The organism is Arundinibacter roseus, from assembly GCF_004348825.1.
GTDB lineage: Bacteria > Bacteroidota > Bacteroidia > Cytophagales > Spirosomataceae > Arundinibacter > Arundinibacter roseus.
This window is the reverse complement of the sequence record NZ_SMJU01000018.1, coordinates 13,387-32,236: the sequence shown is the minus strand read 5'-3', so window position 1 is coordinate 32,236 and position 18,850 is coordinate 13,387. Positions and strand designations below refer to the sequence as shown.

The 18,850-nt window shown below is 46.6% G+C and carries 16 protein-coding genes; 7 read left to right on the top strand and 9 right to left on the bottom strand.

Annotated elements, in window-relative coordinates; genetic code table 11:
• Positions 1 to 133: 133 nt before the first annotated feature.
• Together EZE20_RS21390 and EZE20_RS21385 are read left to right on the top strand one after the other, a co-directional pair.
• On the top strand, positions 134 to 2,356 hold the full coding sequence (locus tag EZE20_RS21390) for an FG-GAP-like repeat-containing protein (RefSeq protein WP_132121594.1): 2,223 nt from the start codon (positions 134 to 136) through the stop codon (positions 2,354 to 2,356).
• A gap of 25 nt (positions 2,357 to 2,381) precedes the next feature.
• Positions 2,382 to 2,702 (top strand): endonuclease V, encoded by a 321-nt coding sequence (locus tag EZE20_RS21385; RefSeq protein WP_132121592.1) that lies wholly within the window; start codon positions 2,382 to 2,384, stop codon positions 2,700 to 2,702.
• Position 2,703: 1 nt separating this feature from the next.
• On the opposite strand, the gene cysM is transcribed toward EZE20_RS21385, so the two are convergent.
• From cysM to EZE20_RS21350, 7 genes are all read right to left on the bottom strand, one after another.
• The gene (gene cysM, locus EZE20_RS21380; protein ID WP_132121590.1) at positions 2,704 to 3,579 is read right to left on the bottom strand and encodes a cysteine synthase CysM; all 876 of its coding nucleotides are present in this window, start codon (positions 3,577 to 3,579) and stop codon (positions 2,704 to 2,706) included.
• 100 nt (positions 3,580 to 3,679) lie between these two features.
• Entirely contained in the window at positions 3,680 to 4,636 is a 957-nt protein-coding gene (locus tag EZE20_RS21375) for a mechanosensitive ion channel family protein (RefSeq protein WP_132121588.1), read from the bottom strand.
• Between the two features lie 34 nt (positions 4,637 to 4,670).
• Positions 4,671 to 5,873: an alpha/beta hydrolase family protein gene (locus EZE20_RS21370; protein WP_132121585.1), complete on the bottom strand. Its 1,203-nt coding sequence runs from the start codon at positions 5,871 to 5,873 to the stop codon at positions 4,671 to 4,673.
• A gap of 396 nt (positions 5,874 to 6,269) precedes the next feature.
• Complete coding sequence (locus tag EZE20_RS21365) at positions 6,270 to 7,001, bottom strand: alpha/beta fold hydrolase (RefSeq protein WP_132121583.1); 732 nt, start codon at positions 6,999 to 7,001, stop codon at positions 6,270 to 6,272.
• Between the two features lie 134 nt (positions 7,002 to 7,135).
• The gene (locus EZE20_RS21360) at positions 7,136 to 8,836 is read right to left on the bottom strand and encodes an AMP-binding protein (protein WP_132121581.1); all 1,701 of its coding nucleotides are present in this window, start codon (positions 8,834 to 8,836) and stop codon (positions 7,136 to 7,138) included.
• A gap of 152 nt (positions 8,837 to 8,988) precedes the next feature.
• Positions 8,989 to 9,858, bottom strand: a complete 870-nt coding sequence (locus tag EZE20_RS21355) for an MBL fold metallo-hydrolase (protein ID WP_132121579.1) — start codon at positions 9,856 to 9,858, stop codon at positions 8,989 to 8,991.
• A gap of 1 nt (position 9,859) precedes the next feature.
• Positions 9,860 to 10,384 (bottom strand): GNAT family N-acetyltransferase, encoded by a 525-nt coding sequence (locus tag EZE20_RS21350; RefSeq protein WP_132121577.1) that lies wholly within the window; start codon positions 10,382 to 10,384, stop codon positions 9,860 to 9,862.
• 240 nt (positions 10,385 to 10,624) lie between these two features.
• On the opposite strand from EZE20_RS21350, the gene EZE20_RS21345 reads away from it, so the two are divergent.
• From EZE20_RS21345 to EZE20_RS21325, 5 genes are all read left to right on the top strand, one after another.
• Positions 10,625 to 11,371, top strand: a complete 747-nt coding sequence (locus EZE20_RS21345) for a response regulator transcription factor (RefSeq protein WP_132121575.1) — start codon at positions 10,625 to 10,627, stop codon at positions 11,369 to 11,371.
• A 7-nt stretch (positions 11,372 to 11,378) separates the two neighbouring features.
• Entirely contained in the window at positions 11,379 to 12,752 is a 1,374-nt protein-coding gene (locus EZE20_RS21340; protein ID WP_132121735.1) for an ATP-binding protein, read from the top strand.
• A gap of 172 nt (positions 12,753 to 12,924) precedes the next feature.
• Positions 12,925 to 13,416: a hypothetical protein gene (locus EZE20_RS21335; protein WP_132121573.1), complete on the top strand. Its 492-nt coding sequence runs from the start codon at positions 12,925 to 12,927 to the stop codon at positions 13,414 to 13,416.
• Entirely contained in the window at positions 13,409 to 13,897 is a 489-nt protein-coding gene (locus EZE20_RS21330; RefSeq protein ID WP_132121571.1) for a lipocalin family protein, read from the top strand. Before EZE20_RS21335 ends, EZE20_RS21330 begins: the two co-directional genes overlap by 8 nt.
• A 3-nt stretch (positions 13,898 to 13,900) precedes the next feature.
• Positions 13,901 to 14,704 carry a YoaK family protein gene (locus EZE20_RS21325; RefSeq protein ID WP_132121569.1) on the top strand — a complete coding sequence of 268 codons (804 nt, stop codon included), beginning with the start codon at positions 13,901 to 13,903 and terminating at the stop codon, positions 14,702 to 14,704.
• Positions 14,705 to 14,737: 33 nt separating this feature from the next.
• On the opposite strand, the gene EZE20_RS21320 is transcribed toward EZE20_RS21325, so the two are convergent.
• Both EZE20_RS21320 and EZE20_RS21315 read right to left on the bottom strand, forming a co-directional pair.
• Positions 14,738 to 16,300 (bottom strand): arylsulfatase, encoded by a 1,563-nt coding sequence (locus EZE20_RS21320; RefSeq protein WP_132121567.1) that lies wholly within the window; start codon positions 16,298 to 16,300, stop codon positions 14,738 to 14,740.
• Positions 16,301 to 16,411: 111 nt separating this feature from the next.
• Positions 16,412 to 18,646 (bottom strand): InlB B-repeat-containing protein, encoded by a 2,235-nt coding sequence (locus tag EZE20_RS21315; protein ID WP_132121565.1) that lies wholly within the window; start codon positions 18,644 to 18,646, stop codon positions 16,412 to 16,414.
• Positions 18,647 to 18,850 lie beyond the last annotated feature (204 nt).

Here is an 18,850-nt window from a genome sequence, read left to right as displayed (position 1 = left end):
AAGGGGCTGGAATTCGTTGTAATTTAGTACACCACTGCATCTGCACAGGGGTGTACAGCTATTAGCGGATTCTTTTCTGAACCATTGCCTGATTTAGAAGGAAACGCTCCAAAATTACATCAAATTATCCTCAATGAAACGGAATCTGTACCTATACTTTGCGTGTCTCATCGGCCTAAGTGCTGCATCTCCGGTTCGAGCGCAGCAGGCGTGGTTTCAGCTCGATACGCTTACCCCCGTGATCCGCAACGCGGTTCCGTTGCAAAATCCATGGGCCGGAGGGCTCAATGCAGGGCAATTTTCGACCATGGATCTGAACAAAGACGGTGTGCCGGATCTGGTCGTTTTTGATCGCACCACCAACCGCGTCAGTACGTTTGTGGGAGATGCAGCCACTAAAACCTACCGGCACGCTCCCTACTTTGAAACGCTGTTTCCGTCGATGGAAAACTGGATGTTGCTGGTTGATTTTGATGCCGATGGTCAGAAAGAACTTTTTACCCACACGCCACAGGGAATTCGGGTATACAAACAAACAACAACCGCCACAAACTGGACCTGGAAACTGCACAAACCTTTACTCAATTCGTACGGTTTTTCCGGGCCTCTCAATTTGCTGGTAGTTGCTACGGATATTCCTGCATTAATCGACGTTGACGATGACGGGGATATGGATATTGTGACGTTTGAGATTCTGGGGAATTTTGCTGAAATGCACCAAAACATGAGCATGGAGCGCTATGGCGTGCCCGATAGCCTCGAATTTGTCAGAAATGGATTGTGTTGGGGTAATTTTGTAAAAGAACACTGCAACGATTTTAGTTTGGGAGTAGACTGTGGGTCGCTCGAAAATCTGAAAGACCCGCTTCCCAACGGGCGCATCATGCACGCCGGGAATTCTATTCTTTTGCAGGATTTGAATGGAGATGGCAAAAAAGATATGCTCATGGGGCACGTCACCTGCGACAACGTAGCCCGGCTCGTCAATACGGGTACCAACCGGGTCGCTAGTTTTACAAGTTTTGATATAAATTTTCCGGCCAAAGATCCCATCAACTTTACGATTTTTCCGGCTGTATATGCCGAAGATGTTGATTTTGATGGCAAAAAAGATTTACTCGCCGCGCCAAATGTCTACACCAACGAAGGCAATCTGATGGACTTTCGGGCTTCTGCCTGGTACTATCACAATGCGGGGACCGAAAACCTGCCGGAGTACGTGCTTCGTCAAAAGGATTTTTTGCAGGATCAGATGATTGATGTGGGTGAAAATGCCGCTCCTTCGTTTTTTGATATAGATGGTGATGGCGATCAGGATATGCTGGTGGGCACGGGCGGAGTGCGCGGTGCAACCGGTTTTAGGGGGAGTTTGCTCTTGTTTCGTAATGTTGGCACGGCACAGGAGCCTCGCTTTGAATGGGTAAACGATGAATATCTGGATTTCTCCAAAAGTATTCAACTGACGCAGGTAAAACCCCAATGGGCCGATTTTGATGGAGATGGCGTGGCTGATCTGGGTTTTGCCGGAATTTCTTTCCAGGGTTTGGAATATCGCTATTTGCCCAATCGTGCACCACAAGGCGCTGCCGTTCGGGTGACCATGAGCGAAGCGGTTGTTGTCAGACTCCCGGCGGGTGTGCAGGCGAGTGATTCGCCCTATTTCTATGATACTGATCAGGATGGTGATCTGGATCTGATTGTGGGAAAAGCGCAGGGAAATATTGAATATTATCTAAACACAGGAACTGTCCGTCAGCCGGTATTTGACCTGCAAACCGAGTCACTTGCGCAGGTCCGTTCAAATTTTGCCGGACGCTTTGTCTCCATTTCAGTGGCAGATATGGACCTGGACGGGCGGCCCGATTTGCTGACTGCCGACCAAACAGGCATGGTACGTATATTTCATTCGGGAGCCTGGGGCCAATGGACCCGCCGTGATAGTTTGCTGGTTGGCTTTGGAACCAATACCCTTGCCCCAAAACTCGGTGCTTATCTTCATGCCACCACGGCTGATTATTCGGGAGATGGCAAACCCGATGTAGCCGTTGGAACTTACGGCGGGGGCGTGCGACTGCTGCGCAATATTCTCCCAGTCAGCATCACGTCGGTGGAGCCCTCGCCCGCAGCTACGCTGGTCGTGTATCCCAACCCAGCCAGAAATTATGTGCAAATCCGAAGTAGGCAGGAAGCATTTCTGGATATTTTTACCTCCGATGGAAGGCTAATGAAAGAAAATTTACAGCTAAAATCTACTACCGAACTAAGCCTCGAAGTGTCAAAATGGACCCCGGGGCTGTATATTTTTCGGGCTCGTTACCCGGACCGTCAAGAGAGCCACAAAGTGATGGTAGAATAATCGTACGCAACTATTTTCATGTAAAATGGCACGCTTTTTTCTTGGAAAATCAGTTTTAGTAGGAAAATTTGCAGACCCGGCGCCCGAAAGAGGTTCCTGGGAACCGATGATCCATCGGGGAGAAACGATTGGCGCAGCGCTCCGCACCAAAAACAAAGTGAATCCCGTGTTTATTTCTCCCGGTCATTTGATTGATTTATCGACCTCGGTGGCGCTTACTTTACAGTGCTACACGGGCTATCGCTTGCCTGAACCAACACGGCAGGCGCACCTTTTTGTAAATGAACTTCGGCGGAAATATAAAATCGCACAAACCGATTTTCCGACAACTCTTTTTGAAAGCTGAACTACCCAAACAAATCACTCGACAGGTAGCGGTCGCCGCGGTCGCAGACAATCGTCACGATGACGCCTGAATCCAGTTCCTGAGCCAGTTGCACGGCAGCCCAGGCAGCGCCTCCGCTGCTCATGCCCGCAAAAACGCCCTCTTCACGAGCAAGGCGGCGAGTTGTGGCAGTAGCATTATCAGCCGAAACTTCAATAACCCGATCTACCCGCTCGCGTTCAAAAATCTTTGGCAGATATTCTTCGGGCCATTTCCGTATACCCGGAATACTCGATCCATCCGTAGGCTGACAGCCGACAATCTGAACGTCAGGGTTTTGCTCTTTCAAAAAACGTGACGTGCCCATGATGGTACCCGTAGTGCCCATTGAAGAAACAAAATGAGTGACTTTCCCGGCCGTATCCCGCCATATCTCCGGTCCGGTGGTGCGGTAGTGTGCTTTCCAGTTATCCGGATTGGCAAACTGATTAAGCATAAAATAGCCGGGTTCCTGCGCCTTTGCGTCGGCGTAGTCACGGGCACTTTCAATGCCGTCGGTCAGGGTTACTTTGGCGCCAAACGCTTCCATGGTCAATACACGCTCCCGGGTTGAGTTCGCGGGCATTACGAGCTCAATATCAATTCCATAAATACTCGCAATCATAGCAAGTGCAATACCCGTATTTCCGCTTGTCGCTTCGATGAGGCGGGTTTTGGCGTTGATTTCCCCTCGATCCAAAGCGCCCTTAATCATGCTGAATGCTGCCCGATCTTTCACGCTGCTTCCGGGATTATTCCCTTCCAGTTTTCCGTAAATAGTTACGTTTGGATTGGGATTTATGCGTTTTAATTCAACAAGTGGCGTGTTGCCAACGAGGTCAAGAATTGAAGAGGCCATGTAGTGTTCGGTTGGAAATTGCAGGAGTAGCAACGCCTGATAGTATAGTAATTGAATAGACTTTTAACGCAGCAAAGCTATCAAAAGGTTCTTTTAAAATTTAGAGGTCAGACTTTTTTTCCTGCCATTTTTCTACAAAGCCTTCCCAACCCTGTTTTAGGTTTAGGTCAAATTGATTGTACGGAATTTCAATGGAATTTTCCCGAAACTTTTCAATCAGCTCAAATCGAATTTCGCTCTTCACGTATTCAATCCGCCAGGCACTGTACGTCCAGAAAAGTAATTCGTAGTGCATGCCCGATTCTCCAAAATCCATGAGCCGAACGGTTACCGGCGGATTCTGCGCTACTTCCGCATGAGTTTGTGCGGCTGCCAGCAGGAGTGCTTCCACTTGCCGCGGATCGTGCTTGTAGGCTACACGAACGGTAATGATAAACCGGGTCAGGGAACGATTATGTGACCAGTTAATGATGTTATCATTGATAAATTTTGAATTCGGAACGATTAATCCGATCGAATCCCGGGTTTCGAGCTTGGACGTTCGCAGGCCGATGTCGGTTACCCGGCCTACCAGTCCGTTGTCAAGTTCAACAATGTCGCCAATATTGATACTTCCTTCAAAAAGCAAAATCAAACCCGATACCAGATCGTTGAATGTTTGCTGCAAGCCAAGCCCGACGCCCACCAACAGCGCCGCCGAACCTGCTAAAAGCAGCGAGAGCTGAACGCCGATGACTTCCAGGCCGAAGATAATGACAAGCACATAAATGAAGTATTTGATCAGCTGAATGACCGCTTCCTGCCGCCCCTGATCCACCTGTTTGCGACGAAAAAAGCCCTGCCGGAGTATCTTACTAAATACCCAAACCAGCAACCGGGCCACCACAATCAGCAACAGAATCAGGAGTACATCAAAAACCGTAATCTGATAGTTTTTAATTTTCAACAAATCAAATTCCAGAAAGCGCTGTACCTCCCGGGGAAGCCCGCGACTGATTTTCTGCGCTCCTTTTTCAAGTGCAGGTTGTGCCTGAGCCAGAATGAATTGGAATATCATTGGTTTCAAAGCTTAGTCAGAAACAAAAATGCGATCATGGGTTGGTTGTAAAAAAGCTAAGCGTACCCAACAAAAATTCGTCGAGAGCGGTATCGTGATCAGCATTTTGAATTGGAATCAGGGAGACATTCGTAGCACCGCGATTTTTCATCGCATTGAAAGCATTCTCAGAATTGAAATAGAAAACCAGCCGATCAGCAGTGCCGTGGTACAATTGAGTGGGCGTACGGGGTTTCCAGTCGAACACATCGTTGTCCGCAACGGCGTTCAAAAAACCGGTGTCCGTTCCCGAATTTATTGCCTGTTTGAAGCTATCTGTAAAAATGGTATTGAACGAAACCGGAATAGGAGCATTCTCCGCCTGTTGTTGAATCTGACTTGCGTACGGTTCCTTGAAATAGTACGACGCCGGGCGGTTGAGGCCGTACACGCGGTCGTAGGTCAGCGTTACCCACAGATAGGAGCGATTGAAGCCCGAAATTCTGTGAGTTTCCGTATTGATCAGGTACTTCATGAACGAGGTTTTGTCGTAGGCGCCCGCTCCGCAACTCGACGCCCGCAGGTTAAATTCGGTAGCCGCATTTTCTTCGATTTCTTTTTGCAAACTCATCGTGGCATAGCCGCCTTCTGAGTAACCTGCAATGTACAGCCGCTCGTCCCAGTCGATTTCGTCCTGATTGGCCAGAAATTCTTTGGCCGCCCGCAACATATCCAAAGATGCCGAAGCCAGGCTTGCCCGATGTTCGTAGGGATGCGGCAAATCTTTGGAAGCACCATAGCCGATATAGTCAGGATAAGCAATAATATAGCCCAAAGCGCCAAAAAGCGATCCGGCAAGGTAGGCTTCACTGTTTGCATTGAAGTTGGATGGTGCCTGCTCGTCGCTTGTAATGGTACCGTGTTGCACACTAATCAGGGCGGCGGGCTGAGTAGTAATCGGAATAATGAGCGCACCGGAAGCCAGGATTTCGGTGCCGTCCGTATTTTTTGTTTTGTACGTGAGGCGATACGCTTTGACGCCATTTCTTATAAATCCCGGCAAGAGCGGATTAAGACCGCTGACTTGCTGAATGATGTTTTCACTGGAAAGTTCAGTGATGACGCTACTTTCAACAAGATAGCTATTTTGGGGTGGGGTGGGGGAATCTTCGCGTGAGCAGGAGGTAATTATCAATAAACTCCAAGCCAGTAGCCAAAGACTTTTTCTAAAAATAAATAGTTCAGAACGCTGTTTCATAAAAATCTCAAAATAGTATTGTGTATGTGAGCTATAACGAAGGGTCGGTGGTTTTCGTTTGAGTTCCTGGTTTGTAAATGTACGGGCAGGCTGATTTTCGATTCAGAGAAATTTATTTTTCCAGTAAATCTTACGCATAATCGTGGAAAAGGTCTGCTTGAATCTTGACTAGGGAGAAAATCTAAGGTGAGATCATGGAATGAAATTGCTCAGGAATCCTGCATACATGCAACCGCCATCAAACTTTCTGGAAGTCTAATGGCGATTGGTATTCTAATTGAATTCAATTTATTTGGTAATCAAGCAGAATCAGAATGAACTATTTTACAAAAAACATTTTAATAGTCTGAAAATCAATTAGATGAAAAAGCTAATAACCAAAAGCTAACAGCTACTTTATTCCTGATCCATGTACCATTGCAGAATACGTGCGGCGGCGTCGGGCCGTTCGACCATTCCCATGTGCCCGGCTTCGGCCAGAATAAACGGGTAGCCCTGACGGGGAAGCCGTACCTGCTCCATGACTTTCTCAAAGGGCACGAGCTGATCCTGCATGCCAATCACGAAAAGTACCGGAAAAGGGAGCTGCCGAAGTACGTCCGTACGGTCGGGGCGGTCGCGCATCGCCTCCATACCCACGGCAAGGGCCTCCGACGATAGCTGACCATAGCGCTTGCTGTGCTCCTGAATTTTCTGAGGAAAAACTTCCTTGAACCTGTCTCCGAATAAATTTCCAGTTGTATGTTTAATAAAAGCTTCGGCTCCGTGCGTACGAAGCAGATCGATCATTTGGTTGCGCTGATGCTTCTTGGCATCCGGATCGGCAAGTGCCGACGAATGAAAAAGGCCAAAGCCTTCCAGCATTTCTGGGTATTTTGCCGCAAAAGCCAGGGCAATATATCCGCCCATAGAATGCCCGATGAGCGTGCAGCGGGAAATACTGGCATTGGTGAGCAGGCGATGCAGCTCGTCTGCATAGTCGTCCATGGAATGGCAACTCGTCAAAAACGAAATATTGGGCCGAATAATGGTATACGACTCATTAAGCAGAGGGCAAAGTTCATCCCAAATGGTATGATCCATTCCGTGGCCGTGCAGTAGTACAAGTGTTTTTCTTTGAAGTCCCATGAGGCGTCGGTTGGTTAGGGTTAGGTTAAAACTACAAAAAAGCGCGCTGTGTCTGAAACATCAACGCGCTTTTTTATGATTAATCTTTTGTGAACAAAAATCGGGAAGTAGTAAACTACCCGCAAAAGAGAGGGCTAGGCCGATGTTTCATCACGTAGCGCCCGGCGCAGGATTTTTCCTACGTTGGTTTTGGGTAGTTCGTCCCTGAATTCAATATGACGGGGGCATTTATAAGCCGTCAGGTGTTCTCTGTAATAGGTCATTACCTGCTCTTTGGTCAGGTTTGGATCTTTTTTGACCACAAATATTTTTACAGCTTCCCCTGACTTTTCGTCGGGCACGCCCACGCAGGCCACTTCCAGAACTCCCGGACATTGGGCTATAACTTCCTCTATTTCATTTGGATACACATTAAAGCCTGAGACCAGAATCATATCTTTTTTGCGATCCACGATTTTGAAATAACCATCAGCACTACGGACACCCACGTCTCCGGTTTTGAACCATCGCCCACTTTCATCTTCAAACATAACCTTGGCGGTTTCGTCGGGGCGGTTGTAGTAGCCGGGCATTACCTGCGGTCCTTTGGCACAAATCTCGCCGGGTTCGTCATCGTCGGCCCAGGTGCCATCTTCCCGCATGATACGCATTTCGGTACTTGGCCAGGGAATGCCGATAGATCCAATGCGGTTTTCGCCAACAAGCGGGTTGGAAGAAAGCACCGGTGATGTTTCCGAAAGACCGTAGCCTTCGGCGGGCAAACAGCCGGTGGCTTTGTACCAACGCTCAGCCACGACGCTTTGCAGTGCCATGCCGCCAGCCGAAGTGATTTTTAAGAGGCTAAAATCAACTTCGCTAAATTTTGGGTTGTTCAGCAGGCCATTGTACAAAGTATTCAGGCCGGTAAAGATTGTTACCCGATATTTTTTCAAATCCTTAATAAACCCATCCATATCGCGCGGATTGGTAATTAACAGATTCATGCCGCCGCTTTTCAGGGCTGATAGTGCGTTAACCGTCAGGGCGTATACGTGATAGAGCGGTAGCGCTGCTACAATTACCGGATTGTGCAGGTTTTCGCCCATCAGCGGTTTTAGCCATTCGTTGTTGGCTTCCACGTTAGAAATCAGATTGCGGTGGTTGAGCATTGCACCTTTGGATACGCCCGTGGTGCCGCCGGTATACTGAATGAAGGCTAGTTCAAGGTTAGAAACATTTGGGCGTTTGTAGCTCGCAGCAGCGCCTTTGCTAAGGGCCGTTCCAAAAGAAACCGCCGTAGGAAGGCTATATGCCGGAACCATTTTTTTGATATATTTTACTACGGTATTGACAATCAGTTTTTTAGGAAAACCCAGCAAGTCGCCAATTTCTGTAACTATTACATGCTCAATTTTTGTTTCGGGCAGTATTTTTTCAAGATTATTGGCAAAGTTGGCCAGGATTACAATGGCTTTGGCACCCGAATCCTTGAACTGATGCAGCATTTCGCGGCACGTATAAAGAGGATTGGTGTTAACGATAGTAATTCCCGCACGCAGAGCTCCGAACATTACTACCGGATATTGCAGCACATTGGGCATCTGAATCGCCATACGGTCGCCCTGCTGCATGCCGATGCTTTGCAGATATGCCGCAAAATCGCGCGACAGGCGGTCGATCTCACCGAATGTCAGCTCTTTACCCATATTTGAATAGGCTGCCTGCCCGGCATATTTCTGGAAACCTTCTTCCATTAATTCGAGCAGCGAAGGATACGCATCAGGATTTATCTCATAGGGAACTCCCTTAGGATAGGCGCTTAGCCACGGATATGTTTGTTGATTGACGACGGACATAAGATATTTTATGGAGGTTAGTAGGTTGATTTTGCTTTTTAAAGATAACGAAGAAATAGCGTTTCAAGTTAAAAAAATATTGGTTGAATACCATTTTTGAATCAAAAATTGGCTTTTCCTTCGGGAAAAATATTTTTTTTAGTCTCCTATAACTACTCTTTTGTCCACTTTTCACCTAATTCCAGTACATAATGCGGGGTTTGGTATTGTTGCGCAGCTTTTACAAAAACCTGCGGATCTTCGGTATTGAACTCAAACATGTCAAAATGATGCGGAATGACGCAGCCCGCACCAATGACCGAGCCAAGGCGGGCGGCTTCGTCGGCGCTGAGATTGCCAGCCACCCGACGTTCGGGCCGGTTGCCGTTGATGGGCAAAAAGGCCAAATCCAAAGCATACGGCATGAGCAGATCAGCCAGGCCGTCAAACCATAGCGTGTCGCCGCTGTGATATACCCGATATCCGCCAAATTCTACCACAAAACCCATGAAGCGACATTGCCCCAGCCCGTCGCGTTCGAGCTCGTTGTGGGCAGCCGGGATTCCAAAAAAACGGAAGCCACCTATATCTTTGACAAATCCGTCGGTCATGCCGATGGGGAAATCCGATGCGCAGCCCAAACGCTCCGTTACAAATTCGCGGTTTGCTTCGGGAATGACAAATTGTATGTCCGGGTTTGCTGTGAAAAGCGGACCGAGCGTTTCGGCATCAAGATGATCGGTATGGTTGTGGCTACTCGTTACGACTTGTATGAAGTCCAGTCGGGCAGGGTCAATCACCCGTTCGCGCAGGCGGGTGTGAGGCTTATCGGTTTTGGCATATTTATGCGTTAGAGAATCAGAAAGATACGGGTCAAAAAGCAAGTGTTTTCCCTGCCATTGCAGCAAAAATCCACTTTGTCCCAGCCACCATACCCGAAAGCCTTTGGAAACTGACAGCGTAGATCGAATGTCGCTCAGGAGTTGATCATCTTTTTGACTTCGATCAATTTTTGCAGAATCAGGTCGTGAAGAATCGAACATTTCAGGCGGATTTATAGGTGAGACGAATTACTTCCCATCGTGTAAATTGCTGACCATCGGTTTCGATGGGCTCAGGAATTTTGGTGAAGCCTAGTTTTTGTAAAAGCAGCGACGAATGATTTTCCTCAGAGACGGTATGCGCAATTACTTTTTGGACCGCCTCATGGCTAAATGCATGTTCGACCAAGCCACGGGCTGCTTCCGTAGCGAGCCCTTTGCTGCGATGAGAATCACGTATTTCGTAGCCAATTTCTACCACGCCCTCCGCATCGGGCTCTCCTTTGTAGCCACACACACCGATCAAAATATTGTCTGGACGGTACACGATCAGGTGTGTCCACCAGTCATGAAGTTCCGGATGCGCCTTCCACCGAACATACATTGGCCCAAAGGTATCACGAAAATCAGTCCATTTTTTAGGTACATTGGCACCCAATACACGTGCCAATATATTATTTCCCATGCGAATGGCGTCAAAAAGTGTATCGTCGCACGGAATGAGGCGTAATCTCGGGGTCAGTATCATATTTTTTTGGGTGAAGTTCGGACAGTACAGCCGAAAACACAAATAGTTTGGAGGATTGAGTAGGAGGTTGTGGAGAATAAATAAGAAAAATCAGATAATTAACCCTACCCATAATCCCGGGAAATTTCGCTGATTTACCTACCTTTAAATGGTTTATGCTACTAGCTTATAAGTCAGAACAACGTACCTTTGATAAGGTCTGGATAAGAAAAGTAATTAATTGATACCTTAATTCTCCCCATGATTCAGGATAAACGAATACAGGATTTTTCGCTGCCAACCCGTAAGAAGAAAATTCTGTTGATTGAAGACGACGCCCACGTGTGCTCATTTATCAACAAAGGGTTGAGTGAAGAAGATTTTGAGGTCAGCGTGGCGATGGACGGAAACATTGGCCTGCAAATGGCGGTTTCGTCCCAGTTTAATCTCATTATTCTGGATATTATGCTGCCTTCGATTGGCGGACTGGATCTGTGTAAAATGATCCGAAGTCACGATCCGGAAGTGCCTATTTTGTTGCTCTCAGCGCTTGGAAGTACCGAAAATGTGGTCATGGGCCTGAATACAGGTGCAGACGACTACCTGACCAAACCTTTCAAATTCATTGAGCTCCTCGCTCGGATTCGGGCGTTGCTCCGGCGCAAAGACACCGTAAAAGTTGAAACCCTTCCGGAAGAAAATATCATTCAGTTTGGGGATTTAAAATTGAATGATTACACCAAAGAAGTAAGCCGAAACGGAGTTGATATTTCGCTTACGTCTACTGAATACCGCCTGTTGTTTTTGTTTATGAATAATCCCCGGCGGGTACTTTCACGAGTGGAGATTCTGGAAGAAGTTTGGGGCGTAAACTTTGATTTGGGTACCAATGTGGTGGATGTATACGTCAATTATCTACGAAAAAAACTGGAAAAATCGGGAGCTTCCCGCCTGATTCATACCGTCATTGGCATGGGCTACGTCCTGAAAGAAAGCCATGAAAACTGATAAACAGATGAAAATTAAAACCAAAATTATTCTGCTGTTAAGTGTCATTCTGCTTTCGCTGATTTTTTTGTACAGTGGGTTTATATACTATGCATCGGCGAGTTATTCGTTTGAAGATTTTTATAAAAGATTGGAAATCAGGGCAATCACAACGGCAAAGATTCAGTTGGAAAACCGGCAGGATCTGAACGCCATCAAAGAAGTAAAGCAGGAATATCTGGAAAAACTCCCCCGGGAGGAAATCATTATTCTTCCGGCGACTTCGGGCGACTCGCTCCGCAAAGCTGCTGATCGACTTAATGTGCCGCTTGAATACATGCAGGAAATCAACAGCCGGGGAACGGCCAATCTGCGTAAACAGAATATTTTTTATTCGGGCATTCGCTACACTACTTCCGGTAAAAACTACCTCGTCATTGTGTCGGCTGAGAACTACTACCACACGCACCACATTGTGTATTTGCGCAACCTGTTGATTTCCTCGCTCGTGATTGCGATGGTGCTCGTGTTGGTTATTTCCTTCTGGTTTTCGCGCAAAATCATTCAGCCGTTGCAGGATATTACCATTAAAATGGAAGACATCAGCTCGGAAAATCTGCAAATGCGGCTCAATGTATCTTCGCACGAAGATGAACTGCGAACCTTGGCAAGTACCTTCAACGGCATGCTCGACCGCCTGGAAGCGGCTTTTGAAACCCAGAAAAACTTTGTGAGCAATGCCTCCCACGAGCTCAACACGCCGCTGACGTCCATCATTGGCGAGGCGGACGTTATTTTGTCCAAACCCCGCACCATTCTGGAATACCAGGAAGCTATTATGACGATTCTGGAAGAGGCTGAGAAACTGAGCAAAAAAACCAAAGCATTGCTTTTTCTGGCGCAGACGGGCTACAACGGGAAGGTGCAGAAATTTGACAAAGTACGCATCGATCAGCTGATTTTGGATGTGAAGGAAACGGTGGATAAGATTTATCCGAACAATAAGATTGTGCTGGATTTTAGCTTTTTACCCGAGAATCCTGAAAAACTGAAAGTAAAAGGTAACGAGCAATTGCTGCATTTGGCACTTTCAAATGTAATCATGAATGCCTGTAAATACTCCAATAATAACACGGTTAAGGTTTCTTTGGGCGCATCGTCACAACAGATAGTAATTGTAGTAAAAGATTTAGGCATTGGGATTCCGGCTGATGAAATCAAGTTTATTTATGATCCGTACTTCCGTGCCAGTAACACCAACACCTACGAAGGCTACGGCATCGGGCTGCCAATCACACGCAATGTAGTTAATATGCACTCGGGCGAAATCATCGTGAGCTCAGTATTAAATCAGGGCGTTACGGTCGAAATTAAGCTTCCGATTGGAAATTATAGTTTATAATAACTATACGTATAGTGATTTTAATGTGTTTTTAATCTTTTTCTCATGCCATTCTAACGTTATTCTCAACATATTCTAATTTTGTTCACAGCGCATTCTAATTCCCCTCTTAAATCGTTCTAATACCCCTGCCGTAGCTTTGTAGAGTAAAAAAAACATCGCTAACGCAACTATGAAAACGATACTTATCCCAACTGATTTTACGATTGAATCACTGAATACCGTAAAAGGTGCTTTCAAACGAGACTCCCAGGAGAAGGTAAATCTGATTTTGCTGTATGCCATTGGCATGTCAGATTCAATTACGGATTTGCTTTTTTTCTCTAAGGAAAAGTTCATCGCTTCGCAGCAGAGCGGCAAATTTGCGGAGGCTTTTCAAATTCTTCAAAACACCTACGATTCCCAGATCAATTCATTTCGGGTAGAGCTTTTTAGTGGCTACACGCAAAATGCCTTTGCCAATTTTCTGGAAGCAAATCAGGTAGATGAGGTTTTTATCCCCAAAGACTACACGCTCAAATTGCAGCACAAGCGCAGCTTTAATCCCCTGCCGTTTTTGAAGAAATGTAAGTTGCCTAAAACAGAAATCAGCTGGAACGAAGGGCCGTTTGTGCACGAAAAGGATCATGTGTCCGAGTTGTTTCTAGTCTCCAATCATGCGTAGGATTCCTTTCCATATCAGACAGGCGTTTGTATACGTTGGTGGCCTTGCCGCCACGATATGCCTGTTTTTCGTGCTTGTCAGTAGCACTGCAAGCCCCGATCAGCTCATCGTGGGAACGTGGGAGGAGGTGACCTGGAAGTATGAAAAAGTGGATAAAAGTCAGGATGATTCGATTTTTTCCGGAGAGGAAATTTCCGAGACTTTAAAAAATCAAATTGCAAAAAATCTGATTATTCATCAATCTGAGAAATGGCGTTTTCGGAAGGATGGTACCCTGCAGCTTTCTTCGCGTCAAAAGCCCGACAAGACCATTCATTGGACTATGAAAGGCCGGGGGCATGTGCTCGTCATGCAGCACAATCAGACCGTGGAGGAAAGCTACGACATCGCCAAATTAACCGATAAGGAACTTGTCCTTCATTTTCATACGCAGATGCAGGCACGGGGCATTGCAAAAATTACCTTTAAGAAAATACGATAATCCATGCTACGAAAATTTAGCAATAGCCGAAGTCTGAAAGATAATATTCAACTGGGAGCCCTGACGGCTTTTTCAGCGGGGATGGTCAACGTTGCCTCGCTGATTATCTTTTTTGCGTTTACATCTAATGTAACGGGGCACTACGCTATCTTGGCTGAGGAAATAGCGAGCGGACAGTGGTATCAGGTGGCGGTGGTGATGGGCTGGATCGTACTCTTCTTTACAGGTAACTTTTTATCCAATTTTATAATCATCAATCTCAATCAAAAGAATGCATATATCGCTCATTCTTTGCCGCTCATTCTCGAAATCGGCTGTCTGCTCACGGTGGGTATTTATGGACAATATTACTATCAGGAAACGCTCACGGAAACCGAAATTATGGTAGCGCTCATGCTGTTTGCTATGGGTTTACAAAACGGTCTGACGGCGAGTATTTCTAATTTTACCGTCAAAACTACCCATCTTACCGGTCTCACAACCGACCTTGCAATTCTGTTTTCGATGTTTACCCAAAAAAAATACCGCACCAACGACTCACTCGTTGGACGCGCCAAACTATTGGTTTCCATTGCGGTGTCCTACCTGTCAGGCGGCATTATTTCGGGCTTACTTTATGGTCGTTTGCAATTCCGGGTTTTTTATGTGGTCGTTTTCGTAATTCTGATCATTCTCGCCTATGATTATTCAAGATTGCGGGTATTGAAACTCATCAAAAGCAGAAGGATTGACCGGATGCGGAAAGAGAAAAATGACAACATAACCGTCCCGACACAAACCAAGCAGCCGGAAGAGCAGTTTGTCTGAAACGACTTTCCACTACCTGCTACTTCCCGCAGATTATTCCACGCCCATTTTCTGGGCCCATTGCGAATAGTTTTGTTCCAATTCTCTAACTTTTTGCGGGAAGGCAGCTGCCAAATCGTTGGTTTCCGAACGGTCTTTCGACAAATCATACAACTCCCATTTTTTGGTCTCCCGTGACCACACGAGCTTCCAGTCACCCTGTCGAATTGCCCGACTATCGAAGTGCTCCCAGGCAATGAAATCATGTCCGGGTCGCTTCTTTCCTTTCAATATCGGTACCAGGCTTTTGCCTTCCATGGGTTTGACAGCCAGTTCTTTGTGAGTTTTTGGCGCCACTACACCGGCCAGTTCCAGACAGGTGGGCATCAGATCCATGATATGTCCAACCTGCGGCGTTTTAAATCCTTTTTTAATTAAATCAGGATAATGAATTATAAGCGGCGTAGCGATGCCGCCTTCGTGGGTATACTGCTTATAGAGCCGAAAAGGCGTATTGCTCAGCGCCGTCCATTCTTTTCCGTACGCTACATACGAGCCTTTCTTGCCGGCCGGTGTGGTAAGCGAAGCGGTGTAGGCGGGCTCGCCCAAATCCTTTTTGGCCCGGCCTTCCAAAACTTCGGCACAGGCGCCGTTGTCGGACAAAAACATCAGAGCAGTATTTTCAAACTGTCCGGTAGCTTTTAGTTTTTCCACTATTTTCCCAATTCCGGCATCCATACGCGTTACCATTGCGGCATATGCAGCCATTCTTAAATCCCACTCGTCTTTGTTCTGTGCCTCTTCCCATGTACCAATCGTGGAGTCACGGACAGACAAAGGCGCCGATGCGGCGGGCAGCAGACCAAGTTTGAGTTGTTTGTCGTAGCGTTGCTGCCGCAGTACGTCCCAGCCTTTTTGGTATTTGCCGCGGTATTTAGCAATTTCCTCATCCGGTGCATGTATCGGCCAATGCGGAGCCGTGTAAGCTACGTACAAAAAGAACGGATCTTTGCTTGCCGCACCCCGCTCAATGTACCCAACGGCACGATCCGAGATGGCATCCGTCAGGTAAAAATCCTTAGGTGGAGTGTAGGGCTCATTGTCATTCAGCATCAGCCGATTGGGCAATACTTCATAGTAGCTTGAAGCTCCGCTGATTAATCCAAAATAGGAGTCAAAACCCCGTTGTAACGGCCAATCGGGCTGCTGCTCGCCTACATGCCATTTGCCCGACATGTACGTTTTGTATCCGGCAGTTTTCAGCACTTCGGCAACGGTGGCCGTTTTTTTGCTCAGCCAACCCTGATACGGTGTTTCGGTGCTGCGGTCTTTGGGGTTTGAGACCACCATTTTTCCCATACCAGCCTGATGCGGATAGACACCCGTCAGCAGTGATGCCCGGCTTGGGCAGCAGCGGGCGGCATTATAAAATTGAGTAAATAAAGCACCGTTCTGAGCCAGTTTGTCCAAATGCGGTGTGCTGATTTCGGAACCGTAGCAGCCAATATCACTAAAACCCATGTCGTCAACCATGATAACTATGATATTCGGTTTTTGGGCAAAAGCCGTCGCTGCGTAACCTAACGTAAGCAAAAACAGTACTGCAAATTTTTTCATACCGGCCGGTTCGTGTTAAATCATAATACCTGCTCCTTCTATAAATGAAAGAGCAGGCATTATGAATAACTTACTTTAAATCACCGAAAAATTCGCGTACAAAAAAGAGATCTACTTATTTTTTGGTTTAGGATACAGGTCGCATTCCGGCTGATTGACTTTGGGTACGGACCATGTTTTGGCGCTTGTTCGTCCGCTACCAGCACCTTTTGTCAGCCCACGATTGGCCCGAATTGCATCATCCCAGTTATAAAACACGTCCCACCAGTTCGTGAGTGGTCTACCGTCAAACGAAATGGAGTTGCCTTCGCCCGGAATCGCCTGCCACCAGTACATGAGCCATTTGGAATGCGCATCGTTGGTGTAGTCATTTACAACCTTCAAGCCATTTTGGTAAAAAGTATTTTTCAGGTCAAAAGTATACACGACGTTTTTCCAGTACGCATTATTAACCATGATAAACTCACCGCCGTAGGGTTGCCAGGTGTGAATATCGCTTTCCAGAAATTTTGGATTGTCATAATCATAATCGACAAATGTATTTGGCGGAAAGTGCGTCATTCCGGCACGGTGAAGAGGTCTGTTTCCCATTTTGGGATTTACTCCCACAAATTTGTTGTAGAATAGTTCAAAATTCGGCGCCGGGTTGTCTGTTCGTTTTTCTATATAACTGAGTTGAGCCTCAATCTGATGACCCCGATTGTGCAGATTGGTGTCGAAGCCCCGGTGCCCGCTGTTGCCATACACCACATACGTATGTTCATACACAGGAAGATCGGTCGAAATGCGGTAGCTGTTGGATATATCGCCCGTCAGCGGACTCGACATGTTCGATTCGGGCATCCCGTAGTAGGTGTTCGGATCATTGTACGGACTATTGACCACCGATGGGTAGGCATCTTTCGGAAAAATAGTAAACCAAACTTCTTTTACGCCCTGATTATTCACCAAATCTTTCATATTTAGTTTGGCAAAAAGCGTTTTGTAATCAATGGTTTTCTGATTATTTACCCATTGAACCAGCTCCACTTCATATACATTGAAGTACTTCACGACTTTGATCCCGGCATACGGTTTGACGCGCGCATTTGAGGTAAATTGTCGAAATCGGGTACCTTCTTCAATCCCGAATTTTGTCAGTTTCAGCTCGCCCATGATCCGCTGCTTGGCTTCGGCAAGCGTCGAGTTTCTTAGCGTCCAGTAGTCGTCCGGTGCGCGCATCATGTCAAGATTATAGCCATCTATGGTAGGCAAAAAATTGATCACAACCACCGGGATTTCTACGCTAGCCCCGGCCGCAGGTGTTTTCAGAAACTCATCAAATTGACTCACATCGTCAATCTCCGACACCCGTAGAAAAACCTGTTTACTTAGCTTGCCTGAGGTAAATCGTAAGGTTAAATTTCCACGCTTTATGGCCAGAAAATTTAGTTTATTGCGAATTGCTATCCCGTCTCCCGCAACGTAGTTAACCACAAATGAATCCGTCGGCACCTCTACTTTTTTTCCTGATTCGTAGATCAGTTTTACTGTGATCGGATATTCATGCGAAATAATCAGATCCTGATCCAGCCCGCTGACATCCATGCCAATTGGCTCGTCCTTTTTAAATACAGCCTGTATAGTTTCGGGTTTATTGACTGTAACAACCTGTGGATTTTTCGTCTGTGAAGTGTCCGAATTCCAATGCCTGAACAGCCAACCCTCCGCAGGAATAGCGGTAAGTTCTACCACCGTTCCGCTCGGGTAATCGGTAGTAGTACGCCCGCTTTTCAGGACTTTTTCCTGCACAATTCCCTCACCTTCAACGGTTACCGTTAGCGGATATTTTCTTTTAACAAAAACTGCCTTAACGGCTTGTGGCGTAGAAATCGTAATCTCGCGCGGATTAGCTTTTGATGCTGTGTCTGCATCCCAATGACTAAACAGCCATTCTTCGGCGGCTACGGCGGTAAGTTCCACCACCGTTCCGCTCGGGTAATCGGTGGTTGTGCGCCCGTTTTTCAGGACTTTTTCCTGCACAATTCCCTCCCCTTCAACGGTTACCGTTAACGGATATTTTCTTTTTTCAAAGACCGCCATCAGTTGTTTATCGCCCGTCATCGTTACAATGACCGGGTTAGTTGAGCCATTGACGGCACCTTGCCATTCTTTAAAAATGTACTCGGGGGCGGCGGTAGCCGTAATTTGTACCTGCTTATCTTTTTCAAACTCCCCGGCCAGGGGAGTGACCGTCCCGCCACCCATTGGAGTTACATCAATTTTGAGCGTATACAGCGTGATTTCTTTTTCTTTACAGGAAAAAACAATACTGAGCAGCAGGAAAAGCAGCAGGGAGTTTCTCATAGCGATCGGAGATAACAATGGGCTAAGAATACGATTCAATGTTACCCAAAAATACCTTTTGTGCACTCGCTAAATTATGATCGGGATCAGCTGAATTTCTGAAATGTATTTTTTTAAAAACCTAGAAATCAGGATCCTGAAAGGCTTCTTTATACCAAACTAACATGTCTACTAATTCTTCCTGAGTAAGTGGCCCTAAGTTCT

Bases quoted from the DNA above. Each gene is read 5' to 3' on its own strand.
- EZE20_RS21390 (WP_132121594.1), top strand. From the start codon at position 134: ATGAAACGGAATCTGTACCTATACTTTGCGTGTCTCATCGGCCTAAGT.
- EZE20_RS21385 (WP_132121592.1), top strand. From the start codon at position 2,382: ATGGCACGCTTTTTTCTTGGAAAATCAGTTTTAGTAGGAAAATTTGCA.
- cysM (WP_132121590.1), bottom strand. From the start codon at position 3,579: ATGGCCTCTTCAATTCTTGACCTCGTTGGCAACACGCCACTTGTTGAA.
- EZE20_RS21375 (WP_132121588.1), bottom strand. From the start codon at position 4,636: ATGATATTCCAATTCATTCTGGCTCAGGCACAACCTGCACTTGAAAAA.
- EZE20_RS21370 (WP_132121585.1), bottom strand. From the start codon at position 5,873: ATGAAACAGCGTTCTGAACTATTTATTTTTAGAAAAAGTCTTTGGCTA.
- EZE20_RS21365 (WP_132121583.1), bottom strand. From the start codon at position 7,001: ATGGGACTTCAAAGAAAAACACTTGTACTACTGCACGGCCACGGAATG.
- EZE20_RS21360 (WP_132121581.1), bottom strand. From the start codon at position 8,836: ATGTCCGTCGTCAATCAACAAACATATCCGTGGCTAAGCGCCTATCCT.
- EZE20_RS21355 (WP_132121579.1), bottom strand. From the start codon at position 9,858: ATGTTCGATTCTTCACGACCTGATTCTGCAAAAATTGATCGAAGTCAA.
- EZE20_RS21350 (WP_132121577.1), bottom strand. From the start codon at position 10,384: ATGATACTGACCCCGAGATTACGCCTCATTCCGTGCGACGATACACTT.
- EZE20_RS21345 (WP_132121575.1), top strand. From the start codon at position 10,625: ATGATTCAGGATAAACGAATACAGGATTTTTCGCTGCCAACCCGTAAG.
- EZE20_RS21340 (WP_132121735.1), top strand. From the start codon at position 11,379: ATGAAAATTAAAACCAAAATTATTCTGCTGTTAAGTGTCATTCTGCTT.
- EZE20_RS21335 (WP_132121573.1), top strand. From the start codon at position 12,925: ATGAAAACGATACTTATCCCAACTGATTTTACGATTGAATCACTGAAT.
- EZE20_RS21330 (WP_132121571.1), top strand. From the start codon at position 13,409: ATGCGTAGGATTCCTTTCCATATCAGACAGGCGTTTGTATACGTTGGT.
- EZE20_RS21325 (WP_132121569.1), top strand. From the start codon at position 13,901: ATGCTACGAAAATTTAGCAATAGCCGAAGTCTGAAAGATAATATTCAA.
- EZE20_RS21320 (WP_132121567.1), bottom strand. From the start codon at position 16,300: ATGAAAAAATTTGCAGTACTGTTTTTGCTTACGTTAGGTTACGCAGCG.
- EZE20_RS21315 (WP_132121565.1), bottom strand. From the start codon at position 18,646: ATGAGAAACTCCCTGCTGCTTTTCCTGCTGCTCAGTATTGTTTTTTCC.